Consider the following 16,101-nt stretch of genomic DNA (forward strand, 5'->3'; position numbering starts at 1 on the left):
GCGCGTCCGCTGTCGTCGCCGATCCATCCGGTTTACGGTGACCAGTGCGGAGCGAACGAACCGCCAACGGCGCAGTCATCGGGAGGAAGCACGTGGGCATCTTGGGGTGGGACAGCAACGAGGCGGTCAAGGCCTCCGACTCGACCGCGGAGCGGGTCCGGGACGTGAGCCGCGGACACGGCGCCCTCGAGCGCGCCCGGGCCGGCAGCGAAGGGGGACTCTCGGGCGCCGCGACGACGCTCATCGAGCGACTCCTCGACGTCGGCATCGACGGCAGGGGCCCGTTCGAGTCGGCGCACGCGATCGCCGACAAGGCGCTCGCCGCCGCCGGCGGCGACGCGGACGAGGCCCTCCGCAGCATCCAGCGCACCCACCGGCGCATCGGCGCCGTGGGGGGCTTCGTGACGGGCATCGGGGGTTTCTTCACGATGGCGGTCTCCCTGCCCGCCAACGTCCTCGAGTTCTACCTCGTCGGCACGCGGATGACGGCGGCGACCGCTCGCCTGCGCGGCTACGACATCGACCAGCCGGAGATCCGCTCGGCGGTCCTGCTCACGCTCGTCGGGGCCGACAGCGAGGACATCCTCAAGAAGGCCGGTCTGCACGCCGCTGGCGGCAAGCTCGCCACGCTCGCCTTCGACCGGTTGCCCGCCCCGGCGCTCATGGTCCTCAACAAGGCCATCGGCTTCCGGCTCATCGCGCGGGTCGGCCAGAACGCCCTGGCCCGGCTCGGGCGGGCCGTCCCGATCGTCGGGGGCCTCTTCGGCGGGTTGCTCGACGCCTACATGCTCGGCCGGATCGCCTCGCAGTCGGCACGGGAGTTCCCGCCGGTCGCGAGCTACGGCCACTGAACCACCACCACCACCACCACCACCACCGGCCGCGCCCGGTCACGTTTCGAGAACACGAGGTCACCCGTGGGAATCGCCCGCAGCCGCTGCTCGTTGGGGCGAGCATGAAGAGCTCGTCCCGCATCAAGATCGCCGCGACGGTCGCCTCGCTCCTGGGCTCCGCGATGCGCCCCGGTGCGCCGAGCCTGTCCGAGCGCGCCCAGTCCGTCCCACGTCTCGTCCGCGCCACGCGTACCGGGACGTATGCCGGGACCTCCCTTCGGCGCCTCGGGCTCATCGGAGCCGCGCTGGCCTACGTCGCCTCACCGATCGACCTGCTGCCCGAGGCGGTCCTGCCGATCCTCGGAGCCGTGGACGACGCCGTGGTCCTGTCCTGGGCGATCAGGGCCTTCCTCGAGGAGACCGACCGGTTCCTGGCCTGGGAGACGGGCCAGGGGCTGCGCGTCGTGCCGGACGCCTGGGGTCGGACTGCCATCACGCAGGAGAGCCAGTGGCGGGCCATCGGGTCGCGCGGCCCGCGCGCGACGGCGTCCGGCGCTGCGGGCGCCGCGAACGGTGCTCGCAACCGGAGCGGTGCGCCGTCGCAGCTCGGTGCGACCCCGTCGGCCGACGTCGGTGGGTCGACGACGGGTGCTTCGACGGCCGGTGAACGCGTCCGCTCGGCCGCCACCGACTACGTCCTCGAGTCGGTCCGCAAGCGCCTCGAGGGCTGACCATGGGGACGTCCGGGCGCTGACGTCGTCCACATCCCCTGTGGTGTCGTCGGGACGTCCACAGCCGGAGCGGCGGGACCTGGCCGGTGCGGCCCGGTGCGGGGGAGCCTCGGCACATGCCGAAGATCACCCTTTCCGGGCCAGCCGACCTGCTGACCGCCATCCCCTTCCAGCTCGGCTTCCAGCCGAGCAGGAGCGTCGTCGTGGTGTGCTTCCACGGCAAGCGTCTCGGGCTCGTCGTCCGACTCGACGTCGTGCCCCGTGAGGACGCGGACGGCGCGGCCGCCCAGCTGCTGCCCACCCTGGCGCGCGAGGCGCCCTCGTCCGTCGCCGTCATCGGGTTCGAGGAGCGCGCCGGGGAGTCGATGTCCCTGGGCGACGCACTCTCCGACGCGATCGAGGACTCCGGGATCGTGCTGCGCGACCGCCTCGTCGTGCGCGCCGGCCGCTGGTACGCCATCGGCTGCGACTGCTGCCCCGCCGAGGGCACCCCGCTCCCGGAGCCGGCCGATGTCCCCGCCGTCGCGAGCTATGTCGCTCTCGGGCGGACGGTGCTTCCCGGACGGGGCGAGCTCGTGGCCCTCATCGATCCCCTCCCACCGACGGCCCGGCGCGCACCCCTCACCCAGATGGCGATCCTCGCCTGGCAGGAGCGCTTCGAGTGGGCCGGGACCAAGGCGGGAGTGGCCTCCGAGGCGCGGTCGGGTAGCGCCGACGAGACGCCCGGGCCGAAGCCACGGACGGCAGCCGAGCACGCGAGCGCGGACAGGTCCGAGGGCGGCGCGGGTCCGTGCGTGGCGCCGGACGATCACGCCGGCGGCCCGGAGGTGGCCGTCGTGGAGGAGGAGCTGAGCCCGCACGACTTCATGGTCACCGAGTCGCTCGTGGCCTGGGGTGGGCTCCTGCGTGGAGAGATCGCCGGTCCGGGCCTCGAGCACTGGGTCCCTGCTCTCGTCGGCCCCCTTCGCGACCCGGTCCTGCGAGACGCCCTGATCGCGTGGCTCTGCCCGGGAACCGTCGGCCTGGAGGCCTTCGACGGCGCGCTCGTCGAGCTGCTCGACCTGCACCTGGGGCCGGAGGTGCGTCTCGAGCAGGAGAAGGGACGGTCCGATGGAGTGGGGGCCGGTCCCGCGGGCGGCGACCCCTTTGGTTGGCGTGAGGAGGTTCTCGGGCTCGGGAGCGACGACTGGGATCTCGTCGACGCCCCGAAGATGGTCCAGGCCCGGCTCGAGAGCGTCTGCCGGCTCACGCCCGCCGAGCACGCCGCACCGCTGCTCTCGATCGTCGCCTCGTATGCGTGGTGGTCGGGGGACGGGGCCCGGGCGAGGGTCGCCGTCGACCGGGCGCTCTCCCTCGAGCCCCAGCACCGGCTCTGCCACCTCATCGCCGAGGGTCTCGACCACGGCCTGCGGGCCCGGCCTGCCTGAACGGTCACGAGGTGCAGCGGCCCAGGTCTCCCATGGGTCGGACCGGACCCGCGTGCCCGACCCACGATGACGCCGGACGGGCGAAGTGGTCCGTGACGTGGACGGACGCTTCGATCCAGCGTGGGACATCCCGTAGAATCCGTCCCGGGTCATGAGCGCCAGCGACAAGCCCCGGCTCGCTGGCCGGCAACCCTCCACGCGGTGGGGTGCCCCGGGTGAAGACCTGGCCACGCCGCACCGGGCGTGAGCAAGCGCGAGCCACCGAGGAGTCCCCTCCATGACTGTCACCCCGCACCGCCAGAGCACCCGGCGCCCTCACCCCGCCGACCCTTGCGCCCGTGGCGCCGGTGCGGCCCCGGTCGAGCCGGCCCGTCCCTCAGGCGCCTGGTTCGAGGGCGATCCGGTCGGCCGTCGCCAGTTCGTCGACATCGGTGACCTCGAGCTCGAGCGGGGGGGCGTGCTGCCCGACGTCCGCGTCGCCTTCGAGACGTGGGGAACGCTCAACGAGGCGGCCGACAACGTCATCCTCATCGAGCACGCCCTGACGGGGGACAGCCATGTCGTCGGTGAAGCGGGCAACGGGCACGCCTCACCCGGCTGGTGGCAGGGCCTCATCGGTCCCGGCCGCCCGATCGACGCGGCGGACTGGTTCGTCGTGGCCACCAACGTGCTCGGTGGCTGCCAGGGGACCACCGGCCCAGCGAGCGCTGCTCCTGACGGGCGGGCCTGGGGGAGCCGCTTCCCGTACGTCACGGTCCGCGACCAGGTCCGGGCGGAGGCGCTGTTGCTCGACCGCCTCGGTCTGCAGAGCCTGGCTGCGGTGATCGGCGGCTCGATGGGCGGGATGCGGGCGATCGAGTGGGCCGTGACTCACCCCGAGCGCGTCGAGCGCTGCGTCGTCCTCGCGAGCACGGCCTACGCGACTGCCGAGCAGATCGCCTGGTGCCAGCCGCAGCTTCTCGCGATCCGCTCCGACCCCGCCTTCGCGGGAGGTGACTACTACGCGACCGGCAGCTCGCCGGAGACGGGTCTCGGGCTCGCCCGCCGGATCGCGCACATCACCTACCGGACCGAGACCGAGCTCGCCGACCGTTTCGGGCGCCGGCCCCAGCTCGGTGAGGACCCTCTCGCGAGCGACCCTCGCGGGAGGTTCGCCGTGGAGAGCTACCTCGACCACCACGCCGGCAAGCTGGCGCGTCGGTTCGACGCCAACTCCTACCTCGTGCTCACCGAGGCCATGAACTCCCATGACGTCGGCCGCGACCGTGGCGGCGTCGAGGCGGCCCTGGCCAGGGTCCGGGCGGCCTGCACCATCGTGTCGGTCGACTCCGACCGGCTCTACCCGCCCCGGCTCTCCGACGAGCTGCACGAGGGGCTGCCAGTCTCGTCGCGGGCGCACATCGTGTCCGACTTCGGCCACGACGGCTTCCTCATCGAGGAGGAGCAGGTGGGTCGGATCATCCGCGATGCGCTCGACCCGTCGGCGGCCGCCTCGGTCGCCTGACCCGGTCAGGGAGGCGACCCGCCGGGCCGGGCCGGTGTGGGGACCGACACGCAGGCTGAGGGACCCGACTCCACCTCTCCGTCCAGCATTTTCGGGTACGGTTCGGGCACTGCTTGATTCCGTCCCAAGGGAGGTCCGGGAAAGTGGCCATTGTCGTTGGTTACGTCGCCACCAAGGAGGGCCGCGCCGCCCTCAAGCGAGCGGCCGAGGAGTGCGTCCTTCGGGGCACGAAGCTCGTCGTCATCAGCTCGCACCGCGGCGGCAAGGACTTCGACGCCGACGAGTCCGCGCGCTTCGAGGCGGAGCTGAGCCGCGTCCAGGACGTCCTCGACGAGAAGGGCCTCAACCATGAGGTCCGCCAGCTGATCCGCGGAAACGACCCGGCCGAGGACCTCATCGCCGTCGCCGAGGAGGAGAACGCCGACTTCATCGTCATCGGCCTGCGTCGCCGTAGCCCGGTCGGCAAGCTCATCCTCGGTTCCAACGCCCAGCGGATCCTGCTCGACGCGAGCTGTCCGGTCCTCGCCGTCAAGGCGGAGTGAGCCAACTCGTCCTCGTCGAGGGCGACTCGTCACGCGTGCTTCGGGCATGATGGAGGGCGCGACGGGCACTGCTCGTGCGGTCACGCCACGCCCGTGCTCTTCCCTGCGTTCGCTCGGACGACGCACGGCGCTTTATAATGGTCGCGAACCGGATCGCACGAGGCAGACCGAGAGATCGACCACGACGTCGACTCCCCACAGGCCAAGCACTTCCGGCGCAAACTCCCCATCTCGTTCGTTGTGATGATGCATGCTCCGGTGGGGGCCATGCGCGCGACGAGACCTGCGACGAAAGGCGACTGCATCCGTGCCGAAGGCAACAACCTCTGGAACCCCCAAGGCGCTACCCAAGGTGTTCCAGCACGCGGCGATCATGCAGCTCCTGGTCAAGGGCAGCACCAACGGAACCATCACGGGCACCGAGATCGCCCGGGCCCAGGCTGAGGCCGACCTCGACCTCCGGCAGATGAAGCCGGTCCTCACCACGCTCGAGGCTCACGACATCGAGATTGTCGTCGATGTGCCTCAGGCGAGCACCAAGAAGACTCGCTCAGCGACCAAGGGAGGCAGCGTGGCCACCGCACGAAAGACCGCGGCACCGAGGACCACCACGACCACGACGCGGACGACGGCCAAGAAGGCCGCCGGCGCCGAAGCCACGACAGGCGTGACGAAGGCAACCCCTGCCAAGGCCACCCCGGCCCGGAAGGCGGCCGCCAAGAAGGCCTCGACGACCGGCGAGGTGGCCGCAGCGGCTGCCAAGCCCGCGGCGAAGGCGTCCACCGCCAAGAAGACGACGACGCGCAAGACGGCCGCCAAGGCCACCGTCGGGGCCGAGGCGCTCGAGGCCGACCAGCTCGAGGGCGATGACGTCGAGCCTGAGGACGCCGAGCCGGCGGAGCTGGAGGACGTCGTCGTCGCTGAGGACGTCGAGGTCATCGAGGACGTCGTCGACGAGGAGGACGAGGAGGACGAGGACGGCAAGCCGCGCCCCCGCAAGGCCGCCGAAGCCGTGACCGAGGAGTCCGAGGAGTCCGGCTTCGTCATCCGGGACGACGACGAGGACGACGCCCCGGCCCAGCAGGTTGTCACCGCCGGTGCGACGGCCGACCCGGTCAAGGACTACCTCAAGCAGATCGGCAAGGTCGCCCTCCTCAACGCCGAGCAGGAGGTCGAGCTCGCCAAGCGCATCGAGGCCGGCCTCTTCGCCGAGGAGAAGCTCAACTCGGGCGACAAGATCGACATGAAGCTCAAGCGCGAGCTCTGGTGGATCGCCCAGGACGGCAAGAAGGCCAAGAACCACCTGCTCGAGGCCAACCTGCGACTTGTCGTCTCGCTCGCCAAGCGCTACACCGGGCGCGGCATGCTCTTCCTCGACCTCATCCAGGAGGGCAACCTCGGCCTCATCCGTGCGGTCGAGAAGTTCGACTACACCAAGGGCTACAAGTTCTCGACGTATGCCACGTGGTGGATCCGCCAGGCGATCACTCGCGCCATGGCCGACCAGGCGCGCACGATCCGCATCCCGGTCCACATGGTCGAGGTCATCAACAAGCTCGCCCGAGTCCAGCGCCAGATGCTGCAGGACCTCGGCCGCGAGCCCACGCCGGAGGAGCTCGCCAAGGAGCTCGACATGACCCCGGAGAAGGTCGTCGAGGTCCAGAAGTACGGCCGCGAGCCGATCTCGCTGCACACACCGCTCGGCGAAGACGGTGACAGCGAGTTCGGTGACCTCATCGAGGACTCCGAGGCTGTCGTGCCGGCCGACGCCGTCAGCTTCACGCTCCTGCAGGAGCAGCTGCACTCCGTCCTCGACACGCTGTCCGAGCGCGAGGCGGGCGTGGTGTCGATGCGCTTCGGCCTGACCGACGGCCAGCCGAAGACGCTTGACGAGATCGGAAAGGTCTACGGCGTCACGCGTGAGCGGATCCGTCAGATCGAGAGCAAGACCATGAGCAAGCTGCGCCACCCGTCACGCTCACAGGTCCTTCGCGACTACCTCGACTGACGGTCACCGCCCGCCGAGGCGCGTACACGAAGCAGGCCAGGCGCCCCTCCGGGCACCTGGCCTGCTTCATGCCCGGGTTCTGGCTTCGACGTGACGGACGGGGTGTGGACGGGCAGGTGGGGGACCTTCGCGTGAGCTGGAGCGGCGCCGCGGGGGCGCGACGGGGCCGCGACGGACGCCTCCGGCTGCGTCTCACCGTGCCCGAGGGCGGCGTCCACGACCTCGTGCTCGACCTCGCCCGGACGGACCTCCCCGCCGAGCCTGCGACGGCGGAGTCGGGGTGGCGCGCGACGGTCGAGACGTGGGACCTCGAGGTGGCCGCCCTCGATGACCTCTTCGCCGGCGAGGACGTCCGCCAGTCGTATGCCGTCCTGCGCGGTCTCACGTCGGCCGACCACGGGATGGTGGCCGCGGCGACCATGTCGCTGCCGGGGCGGTCACGGCCGGACGCGACTACGACTACCGCTACGCCTGGATCCGGGACCAGTGCTACGTCGGCATCGCCATCGCGACCCTCGGGCCCTATCCGCTCCTCGATTCGGCCCTCGCGTTCGTCACGGACCGCCTCCTCGCCGACGGGCCTCGGCTCCGGCCCGCCTACTGCGTCGACGGTGGTGCCGTTCCCGACGAGCACCACGTCGGTCTACCCGGATACCCGGGTGGTGGCGATGTCGCCGGCAACTGGGTGCGCGGTCAGTTCCAGCTCGACACCCTCGGCGAGGTGCTGACGCTCTTCGCTGCCGCCCACCGCCACGGTCTGCTCGACAGCCGGCAGTGGAAGGCAGCCCGGCTGGCAGCGGAGGTCATCGAGGCGCGGTGGGAGGAGCCGGACGCCGGGATCTGGGAGCTCCACGACGACCGGTGGACCCACTCCAGGCTCGCCTGCGTCGCCGGCCTGCGGGCCATGGGCGCCGTCGCTCCGGGGCCCGAGGGCGCGGCCTGGACGGCTCTCGCCGACCGGATTCTCGCCGCGACCAGCGCGGAGTGCCTGCACGAGTCGGGTCGGTGGCAGCAGAGTCCGAGCCACGAGCGGGTCGACGCGGCGCTGCTCCTTCCTCCGGTCCGCGGCGCCCTGCCCGCCGACGATCCGCGAACCGTCTTGACCCGGAAGGCTGTGAGCGACGAGCTGACGACCGATGGCTACGTCTACCGGTTCCGGCACGACGACCGTCCGCTGGACCATGCGGAGGGGGCCTTCACGCTCTGCGGCTTCCTCATGGCGCTCTCCCAGGCGCACGGCGGCGACGCGGTCGCGGCGATGCACTTCCTCGAACGGGCCCGCGGCACCTGTTCCACCTCGAGCCTGTTCACCGAGGAGTTCGACGTGCTCCAGCGGCAGCTGCGCGGGAACTTCCCTCAGGCGTTCGTCCAAGCCGTGCTGATCGAGGCCGCGGCGACGCTGAGCGGTCTGCTCGATGATGTCGGGCGTTGACGGCATCGACCCGGTGGGCGATTCGGCGGCAGGTGCGGTCAGCGATCTCGGAGGACGCGGGCCGCGAGCGAGCGCCAGAACGAGACTCCCGCCTCGGGCCAGACGAACGAACGCACTCGAATCGACCAGGTCCGGGTGGCGCCGACGTGGCGCCGGATGGACCTGATGTCGCGCTGGAGCTCCTCGGCCTCGGCCCGGGAGGTGCGCTCGGGCAGGTCGTAGCGGGACTTCTCCAGCGTCGTCGTGACCCGTCGCATCGCCGAGGCGGTGGTCTCGTCGAGATGCCCCTCCGAGATGAACCGCTCGCGAACCTGCCGGAGGGTGCTGCCGGCGGGGCCAACGATGCCGAGGTCGCGCAGGTGGGAGGTCAGGTCCTCCCACTCGACCTCGAGGAGGTCCTGTCGGGTCCGGGCGGCGCGTCTGCGACGCTCGCGCAGGACCCAGGCGGTGATCGGCATGATGAAGGCCGCAAGGAGCCCGACGAGGACGGCCAGGGTGGTCGCCACGCCGCGAACGGAGACGACTGACGAGAGCCGGGAAAGGAGCGAGACATCGGTCGGTGTGGTCGTCACGTCGCGCTCCGCGGGCCCGGCCACGGTCTTGATCGGCGGCTTGATCGAGCCCCGCTCGGTGACGGCTCGGCCCCCTCCGGTCGGGCCGGACTCAGCGCCGACGATGGTATATGACGGTGGCGCCCCCGAGCGTGACCCCGGCGTGGGTTCGAAGCGCAGCCAGCCGGATCCCTGGAAGTAGAGCTCGGGCCAGGCGTGCGCGTCGGAGGACCTGACGACGTACTTGTCGCCCGAGCGGCTGCCGGGCAGGAAGCCGATGGCCATCCGCGCCGGGATCCCCTGCGCCCGGGCGAGCATGATCATGGCGGTCGCGAACTGCACGCAGTAGCCGCGCCTTGTCTCATAGAAGGCCTGGATCGGCTCGGCGATCCGTCCCGTCGAGTCACGGACCGTCGGGCCGAGGTCGAGGCTGTAGGTGTAGCGGGACGTGTCGCGCAGGTGGTCCTGGATCGCGATGGCCTTGTCGAGCGAGTTGTTCGCCCCTGCTGTCACCTGGTTGGACCAGCGGTGGATGAGGTCGCGGGACCGGTCCGGGATGGTGAGGTCGTCCTGGGTGATGTCGGGCGAGTCGGGCTGGCCGGCCTCGCGGAGCTGGGCGGTGGTCGGTGACACATCGGCGTAGGTGACGCGGTAGTTGGCGACAGACTTGCCCACGCGCACGTCGCGGGTGATCGGGTCGATCGACCAGGGCGTGCCCTCCATCGACACGGCGACGACGGGGTAGGGCACGGCGATCCGCGGCGCGGCCAGCAGGTTGCCCGTCACGTCGAGGACGTAGTCGCGGCGTTCGGAGGACGGGGGGAGCGGCTGCGGCTGTCCCACGCGGTTGGCGGCCTCGCCGAGGACCAGCCACCGGCCCTGCGAGTAGTACGACGTGGCGAGGACCCGGAGCGGGCTGCGGGTGAAGGCCGTGGTGGTGTACGTGAGCACCGGTGTCTGGTCGTTGTTGTTGAGGCTGCGGGTCAGGTCGACGGTGTCGTTGAACCCGACCGAGCCCTTGCCTTCGCCCCCCGAGCCGCGGCCCAGGCCCTCCAGGAGGTAGCGGGGCGGGAAGTGCGGGATGACGGCAGGGACAGCGACCGCGAGGAGGAGGGCGATGAGCCCGAGCCTGACCGCGCCCACACTGAACGATCGCAGCGCCTCGCGGTCGTGCGCGGCCTCGAGGCCGATCGCGTCGAGGCCGGTCCGGAAAGCCGGGTCCCGGCCGGGGTCAGGCTCAGGGTGCGCCCGCCCGGCCTCGGCCGTGGCCATCGTGCCCCAGCGCCCGAACTGGGCCCGCGCGGTCGTGTGGAGCATGATGAGCCAGAGCGCCACCGGGACGATGAAGTAGCGCAGCGCGAGCGCCGACTGACCGTTGGCCGCGGTGATGAGGTATGCCGTGAGGAGCGGGAGTCCCGCCGCCGCCGGGCTGCGCCACGTGGCGGCCATCGCGTCGACACAGATCGCGACGAGCGCGACGGCGATGACGAGACAGAACGTCACCCCGTCGTTGAGGGGCGCGGGGACCGTGTAGCGCTGGACGGTCTCGAGCGCCTGGAGCCCGAGCGAGTTCGCGACTTCGAGCGTGGCCCCGGTCGGCAGGAGGAAGGAGAAGGTGTCGCCGGCATACGACCAGAGGATCGCGTAGCCGACGACGACCACCTGGACGAGGGGGATGAGCGGCCGGACGCGGGTCAGCCCGCGCATGACGAGGCCGACGGCCGCGACGAGCGAGATGACGGCGATGACCGGGACGAGCCAGTCGTTGCGGTTGAACAGGCTCGAGATGGGGTAGATCGCGGCCAGGGTGGCCGCCGCCCCGAGCAGCGTGATGCGCCACCGTCGCCGGGTCATCGGCTGCCTCCCACCGTCGCCGCGGTGAGGGCTCCCCAGGCCTGGGGGATGGCGGTCTCACGCCCGACGGCCAGCGCGCGCCAGCCTGCGTAGCGGAGCGCCTCCACGTGGGGCTCGACCTCGTCGGCGTGGGGGGCGTCGCCGAAGGCCAGGGCGTCGACGACGAGGGCGAGGCCGGTCGTGCCGGGCTGGCGCAGGCTCGCGACGCGGTCGGTCACCTTGCGGTCGGACGGGCCGAGCAGGGCGACGACGAAGCCGCCGCTCGACGCGATGGCCTGCGACGCGCGAAGGATCTCGTCGATGCCGATGGACGAGTCCTGGCCCGTCACCGCGAGGACGTCGAGGATCTCGCCCGCCGACATCGTCTCGGCCGCACGGGAGCTCTCGACCGTGTCGGCGCAGACGAGGTGGACGGCATAGCCGCCCTCGCAGAGGTGGACGGCGATGGAGGCTACGGCCGACACGCACCACTCGAACGAGCCGCCCGCCCCGCGGCCGCCGTGAGCCGTGACCCGCGGGTCGAGCATGACGATGGCCCGGCGCTGGGCGGGTCGGTCCTCCTGACGGACCATGAGGTCGCCGGTTCGGGCGGTCGCCGGCCAGTGGATGCGCCGCAGGTCGTCGCCGTCGCGGTACTCGCGGATCGTCACGTCGTCCTCGCCGTGGAGCGCGATGAGGTGAGCCTGCTCGCCCTCGGACCCCATGCCCGAGCTGGGCTGGCGGTGGGAGGCGAGAGGAACGACCGCGGGGAGCACGACCAGCTCGGCCGTGCCCTCGAGGACGGCGTTGCGGTTGGCGAGGCCGAAGGGGTCCTGCACCTGGACGCCGAGCGGGCCCAGGTGGTGACGCCCCCGCAGGTGCGACCGGACGGCGTAGTCGATCGTGCGCACCCGTCCGGGTGGGATCCGGCCGACGACGAACCGCGGACGGTCGCCGAGGACGTAGTCGAGCCGCTCCTCGGCGAGGAAGAGGGGCGTCGTCGTGGACGAGACGTTCTCGAACGAGAGCGCGACGTGGGCCTCCTGCCCGACCCCGACCCGGTCGGGGGAGGTGTGCCGCTCGATCCGCATGCGGGTGCGCCGGGTGCGGACGAGGACGGCGCTGATGACCGGGAGCCCGATGAGGAGCACCCCGAACCTGGTGAGGTCGCGGAACCCGAAGATGACCCCGGCCAGGGCAAGCGTGACGCCGGCCCCGACGAACGCCCGGCCACGGGTCGTCAGGACGCTGCGCAGGGAGCGCATGGCCGCCTCAGCGCGCAGCGGGCGGCACCGGCACCTGCCGGAGCAGGTCGGTGACGACCTCGGCCGTCGTCCGCCGGGCGAGCTGGGTCTCGCTCGAGGGCATGAGCCGGTGGGACAGGACGGCGGAGGCGAGGGCCTGGACGTCGTCGGGGATGACGTGGTCGCGCCCCTCGAGCGCCGCGTGGGCCCGCGAGGCCCGGAGCAGGTGCAGGGCGGCGCGAGGCGAGGCGCCGAGGCGCAGGGCGGTCGTCGTGCGGGACCGGGTGACGAGGTCGACGATGTACTGGCGGACCGCGGGGCTCGCGTGGACATGAGTCACGGCCTGAACCACGCGGTTGATCGTCGCGGCGTCGGTCACGGGGACGAGGTCCTCGAGCGGCGAGCGCGCGCCGTGGCTTTCGAGCAGGTCGAGCTCGGCGCGGGCCGAGGGGTAGCCCATGGAGATGCGCGCCATGAAACGGTCGCGCTGGGCCTCGGGAAGGGGGTACGTGCCCTCCATCTCGATGGGGTTCTGCGTAGCCATGACGATGAACGGCGACTGCAGCGGGTAGGTCGTGCCGTCGACGGTGACCTGGTGCTCCTCCATCGACTCGAGCATGGCCGACTGGGTCTTGGGCGACGCGCGGTTGATCTCGTCGCCGACGACGACGTTGGCGAAGATGGCGCCGGGCCGGAACTCGAAGCGTCGGGCGTCCTGGTTGAAGATGCTGACGCCCGTGACGTCGCTCGGCAGCAGGTCTGGGGTGAACTGGATCCGGCGCACCGTCGCGTCGATCGAGCGCGCGAGGGCCTTGGCGAGCATCGTCTTGCCGACGCCCGGGACGTCCTCGATGAGGAGGTGGCCCCCGGCGAAGAGGACGGTCACGGTCGTGCGCACGACGTCGGCCTTGCCCTCGATCACGCTGCTCATGGCGGTCACGAGGCGGTCGGCGACCTCGTGGACCAGATCGAGGTCGGCGGTGCCGTCCACCCCTGCGGCATCCAGCCCGGTCTCCATCGTTGTCACGCTCATCCTCTTCTTCCTGGGTTCCCCCGTTCGTCGCGCCACGACTACATGGCGGCGTCGCGACCCGTCACGTGATCTTCTCCCATGATCGGGGGTCTCCGGAAGGGACGCGCCCGTCGTGACCGTCCGGGGACCCGTTCCCGAGACCCGTCCGGGCTCCTCCACTTCACCCCACCGGACGGCCCTGATGGCCGGTGCGCACCCGCCATCGAGCGCCTGGGGTGCTCGGGGCCGTATGCCGCAGGGCGGGCTCCCGAGGCCCTCTTCCCCGTCGCGCCCGGGAGGGGCCGAACGCCCTCCACTTCGCCCCACCGCCTCTGACCTGCGCAAACGCGACGCAAACGCGCCGCCGGACGGCTCAACCTCGTTGACGGTGGAGCAAAGTGGAGTATCGTGGTGGATCACGGGAGGCGGTGGTGGCGCCGACGGGTCGACTAGGGGAGGTGGCTGACCGGTGTTTCTCGGGACGCACACGCCCCGGCTCGACGACAAGGGCCGCCTCTTCCTCCCGGCCAAGTACCGCGACCGCATGGCTGCGGGTCTCGTCGTGACCCGTGGCCAGGAGCGGAGCCTCTTCATCTACCCGATGGACGAGTTCGTCAAGGTCGCCGAGCAGATGCGCCAGGCGCCGACGACCAGCAGGGCGGCTCGCGACTACATGCGGGTCTTCCTCTCCGGCGCGTCCGACGAGATCCCCGACAAGCAGGGCCGCTTCACGATTCCCGCCAACCTGCGCCAGTACGCCGGCCTCGACCGTGACGTCACGGTCATCGGTGCGGGCTCGCGCCTCGAGGTCTGGGACTCCGCGGTCTGGGACGCCTACCTCGAGGCGACCGAGCAGAGCTTCGCCGACACGGCCGAGGAGGTGATCCCCGGCCTCTTCTGAGGCCGAGCGACGCCGAGCAAGCCCGACCCCCACGACCTCGACCCCGACCCCCAGACCCCGACCACACGCCCCGACCCCCCGATGACGACGATCGCGACGGCCCCGGACCACCTGTGCGCCGGCCTCCAGCCGCTCCGCTCCCGAGACGACTTCCCCCGTCCCGGGCGAGGCAGCGGATGGGGACCAGCTCCCAGGTGGACCCGGCCGGCGACACCGCTGACCACCCCACACCGACGACACCGAACCGACCCGCCATCCGGCGCCAGACCGTGAGGACACCGCCATGACCGACCGAGGGCCCGCGCAGGGACGCCACGTGCCGGTCATGCGCGACCGGATCCTCGACCTGCTCGAGCCGTCCCTCGGCCGGCCGGGCACGGTCCACGTCGACGGGACCCTGGGGATGGGCGGGCACGCCGAGGGCGTGCTCGAGCGCTTCCCGGAGTGCACGGTGATCGGAATCGACCGTGACCGCGAGGCCCTCAGCCTCTCGGGAGAGCGTCTGGCCCGGTTCGGCGACCGCTTCCGTCCCGTCCACGCGGTCTACGACGAGATCGCCACGGTCCTCGACGACCTCGGCATCGCGGCCGTCGACGGCATCCTCTTCGACCTCGGCGTCAGCTCGCTCCAGCTCGACGAGGCCGACCGCGGCTTCGCCTACCGGGTCGACGCGCCGCTCGACATGCGGATGGACCAGTCGACCGGGCGCACGGCGGCCGACGTGCTCAACACCTACTCCGCCGAGGACCTCACCCGGATCCTCAAGGAGTACGGCGAGGAGCGCTTCGCCCGCAAGATCGCCACGGCGGTGGTCCGCGAGCGCGAGGTCGAGCCCTTCACCTCGTCCGGGCGGCTCGTCGACCTGCTGCGTCGGGTCATCCCGATGGCCTCGCAGCGCCAGAGCGGCCACCCGGCCAAGCGCACGTTCCAGGCCCTGCGCATCGAGGTCAACGACGAGCTCGCCGTGTGGCGGCGCGCCATCGACTCGGCGATCGACGTGCTCGCGGTCGGCGGCCGCATCGCCGTCCTGTCCTACCACTCGCTCGAGGACCGGGCGACGAAGCGGGCGTTCGCCGCCGGTGCCACGTCGAGCACCCCGGCCGGTCTGCCGGTCGAGCTCCCCGAGCACGCGCCCTACCTCTCGCTCGTCACGCGCGGTGCCGAGGAGCCGAGCGAGGACGAGGTGGCGGCCAACCCCCGCGCCGCGTCCGCGCGGCTCCGCGTCGCGGAGCGGACCCGGGCGACCGCCCCGAGCAGCCAGAGCAGTTCCCACCCGAAGGGAGGCAGACGATGAGCCAGGTCACGGCAACGGCCCGCCCGCTGCGGTCGCCGCGCCGGGGCCCGGCGGTCACGCCGCTCCGGGTCATCCCGACCCGGATCGCCCACACGGGCAACGGCGCCTTCGTCGCCATCTGCGTCGTTCTGCTCACGGTCGGCCTGATCGCGCTGCTCCTGCTCAACACGGCGCTCGCCCAGGGCTCGCTCACCCTCGGACAGCTCCAGCGCGAGTCGTCGACGCTGCGCGACACCGCGGCCAACCTGCAGGAGGAGATCGACCGCGCCTCCGCGAGCGGCGCCCTCGCTCGGCGTGCCAGCGAGCTCGGCATGGTCCGCGCCAACCAGCGGGCCTACATCGACCTCGCCAAGGGATCCGTCACGGGCACGCCCGAGCCCGCCACGCGGGGACAGGCCTTCCCGATCGTCACGAGCCCGACGCCGCCCGCGGTGACGCGCCAGGTGAAGAGCATCCTGGCCTCGGGGACGAAGGCCGCGGCGGCCGCGACGCCCGCCGCGACGCCGACGCCAACCGCGACGTCGACCGCGCCGTCGACGCCCGGCGCCACGCCGACGAGCAGCGGTGCCACGCCCGGAGGGTCTCCGGCCCCGAAACTGGACACCAAGCCCGCGACGCCGCAGGGCGGCCAGACGAACGCACCCAAGCCTGCCTCGAGGTGACAGCGTGACGACGACGCGTGGGAACGACCCCCGGCGATCCGGCCGGGGGTCGTCCTCGTCCGGCCGGGAGTCCGCCGGCGGGGGACGCGGCTCGCGGGGCGGCACGGCCACGCCCCGCGCGGGCGCA

Annotated in this window: 12 protein-coding genes, 1 pseudogene and 1 riboswitch; of the genes and pseudogenes, 10 read left to right on the top strand and 3 right to left on the bottom strand. The window is 72.0% G+C overall.

Annotated features, from left to right (window positions below; genetic code table 11):
- Positions 1 to 92 precede the first annotated feature (92 nt).
- The 7 genes and pseudogenes from N865_RS02930 to N865_RS21560 form a co-directional block, all read left to right on the top strand.
- Entirely contained in the window at positions 93 to 851 is a 759-nt protein-coding gene (locus N865_RS02930; RefSeq protein ID WP_034801341.1) for an EcsC family protein, read from the top strand.
- A 104-nt stretch (positions 852 to 955) separates the two neighbouring features.
- On the top strand, positions 956 to 1,564 hold the full coding sequence (locus tag N865_RS02935; RefSeq protein WP_034801344.1) for a YkvA family protein: 609 nt from the start codon (positions 956 to 958) through the stop codon (positions 1,562 to 1,564).
- Positions 1,565 to 1,680: 116 nt separating this feature from the next.
- Entirely contained in the window at positions 1,681 to 2,991 is a 1,311-nt protein-coding gene (locus N865_RS02940; protein ID WP_034801347.1) for a DUF4192 domain-containing protein, read from the top strand.
- A gap of 147 nt (positions 2,992 to 3,138) precedes the next feature.
- A riboswitch (SAM riboswitch) is annotated at positions 3,139 to 3,251 on the top strand.
- A gap of 17 nt (positions 3,252 to 3,268) precedes the next feature.
- The gene (gene metX / locus N865_RS02945; protein WP_034801350.1) at positions 3,269 to 4,495 is read left to right on the top strand and encodes a homoserine O-acetyltransferase MetX; all 1,227 of its coding nucleotides are present in this window, start codon (positions 3,269 to 3,271) and stop codon (positions 4,493 to 4,495) included.
- A gap of 143 nt (positions 4,496 to 4,638) precedes the next feature.
- On the top strand, positions 4,639 to 5,037 hold the full coding sequence (locus N865_RS02950) for a universal stress protein (RefSeq protein ID WP_034801353.1): 399 nt from the start codon (positions 4,639 to 4,641) through the stop codon (positions 5,035 to 5,037).
- Between the two features lie 373 nt (positions 5,038 to 5,410).
- On the top strand, positions 5,411 to 7,045 hold the full coding sequence (locus N865_RS02960) for an RNA polymerase sigma factor (RefSeq protein ID WP_051510017.1): 1,635 nt from the start codon (positions 5,411 to 5,413) through the stop codon (positions 7,043 to 7,045).
- Positions 7,046 to 7,481: 436 nt separating this feature from the next.
- Positions 7,482 to 8,477, top strand: a pseudogene (locus N865_RS21560) (glycoside hydrolase family 15 protein); the annotation flags it as partial.
- Positions 8,478 to 8,515: 38 nt separating this feature from the next.
- Here N865_RS21560 and N865_RS02970 read toward each other — a convergent pair.
- Genes N865_RS02970 through N865_RS02980 form a run of 3 tightly spaced genes read right to left on the bottom strand, consistent with a single transcriptional unit; the run spans position 8,516 to position 13,138 of the window.
- Entirely contained in the window at positions 8,516 to 10,882 is a 2,367-nt protein-coding gene (locus tag N865_RS02970) for a transglutaminase family protein (RefSeq protein ID WP_034801361.1), read from the bottom strand.
- Positions 10,879 to 12,126: a DUF58 domain-containing protein gene (locus N865_RS02975; RefSeq protein ID WP_034801364.1), complete on the bottom strand. Its 1,248-nt coding sequence runs from the start codon at positions 12,124 to 12,126 to the stop codon at positions 10,879 to 10,881. The genes N865_RS02970 and N865_RS02975 overlap by 4 nt, the downstream gene beginning before the upstream one ends.
- Before the next feature lie 7 nt (positions 12,127 to 12,133).
- Positions 12,134 to 13,138, bottom strand: a complete 1,005-nt coding sequence (locus N865_RS02980; RefSeq protein WP_051509987.1) for an AAA family ATPase — start codon at positions 13,136 to 13,138, stop codon at positions 12,134 to 12,136.
- Between the two features lie 448 nt (positions 13,139 to 13,586).
- On the opposite strand from N865_RS02980, the gene mraZ reads away from it, so the two are divergent.
- The 3 genes from mraZ (at position 13,587) to N865_RS21565 (ending at position 15,974) form a co-directional block, all read left to right on the top strand.
- Positions 13,587 to 14,018, top strand: coding sequence for a division/cell wall cluster transcriptional repressor MraZ (gene mraZ, locus N865_RS02985; protein ID WP_034801374.1), 432 nt, complete (start codon positions 13,587 to 13,589; stop codon positions 14,016 to 14,018).
- A 283-nt stretch (positions 14,019 to 14,301) separates the two neighbouring features.
- Positions 14,302 to 15,312 (top strand): 16S rRNA (cytosine(1402)-N(4))-methyltransferase RsmH, encoded by a 1,011-nt coding sequence (rsmH, locus tag N865_RS02990; protein WP_034801379.1) that lies wholly within the window; start codon positions 14,302 to 14,304, stop codon positions 15,310 to 15,312.
- The gene (locus N865_RS21565; protein WP_051509989.1) at positions 15,309 to 15,974 is read left to right on the top strand and encodes a hypothetical protein; all 666 of its coding nucleotides are present in this window, start codon (positions 15,309 to 15,311) and stop codon (positions 15,972 to 15,974) included. The genes rsmH and N865_RS21565 overlap by 4 nt, the downstream gene beginning before the upstream one ends.
- The last annotated feature ends 127 nt before the right edge of the window (positions 15,975 to 16,101 follow it).

Origin of the sequence: Intrasporangium oryzae NRRL B-24470 (assembly GCF_000576595.1) — a bacterium.
Classification (GTDB): domain Bacteria; phylum Actinomycetota; class Actinomycetes; order Actinomycetales; family Dermatophilaceae; genus Intrasporangium_C; species Intrasporangium_C oryzae.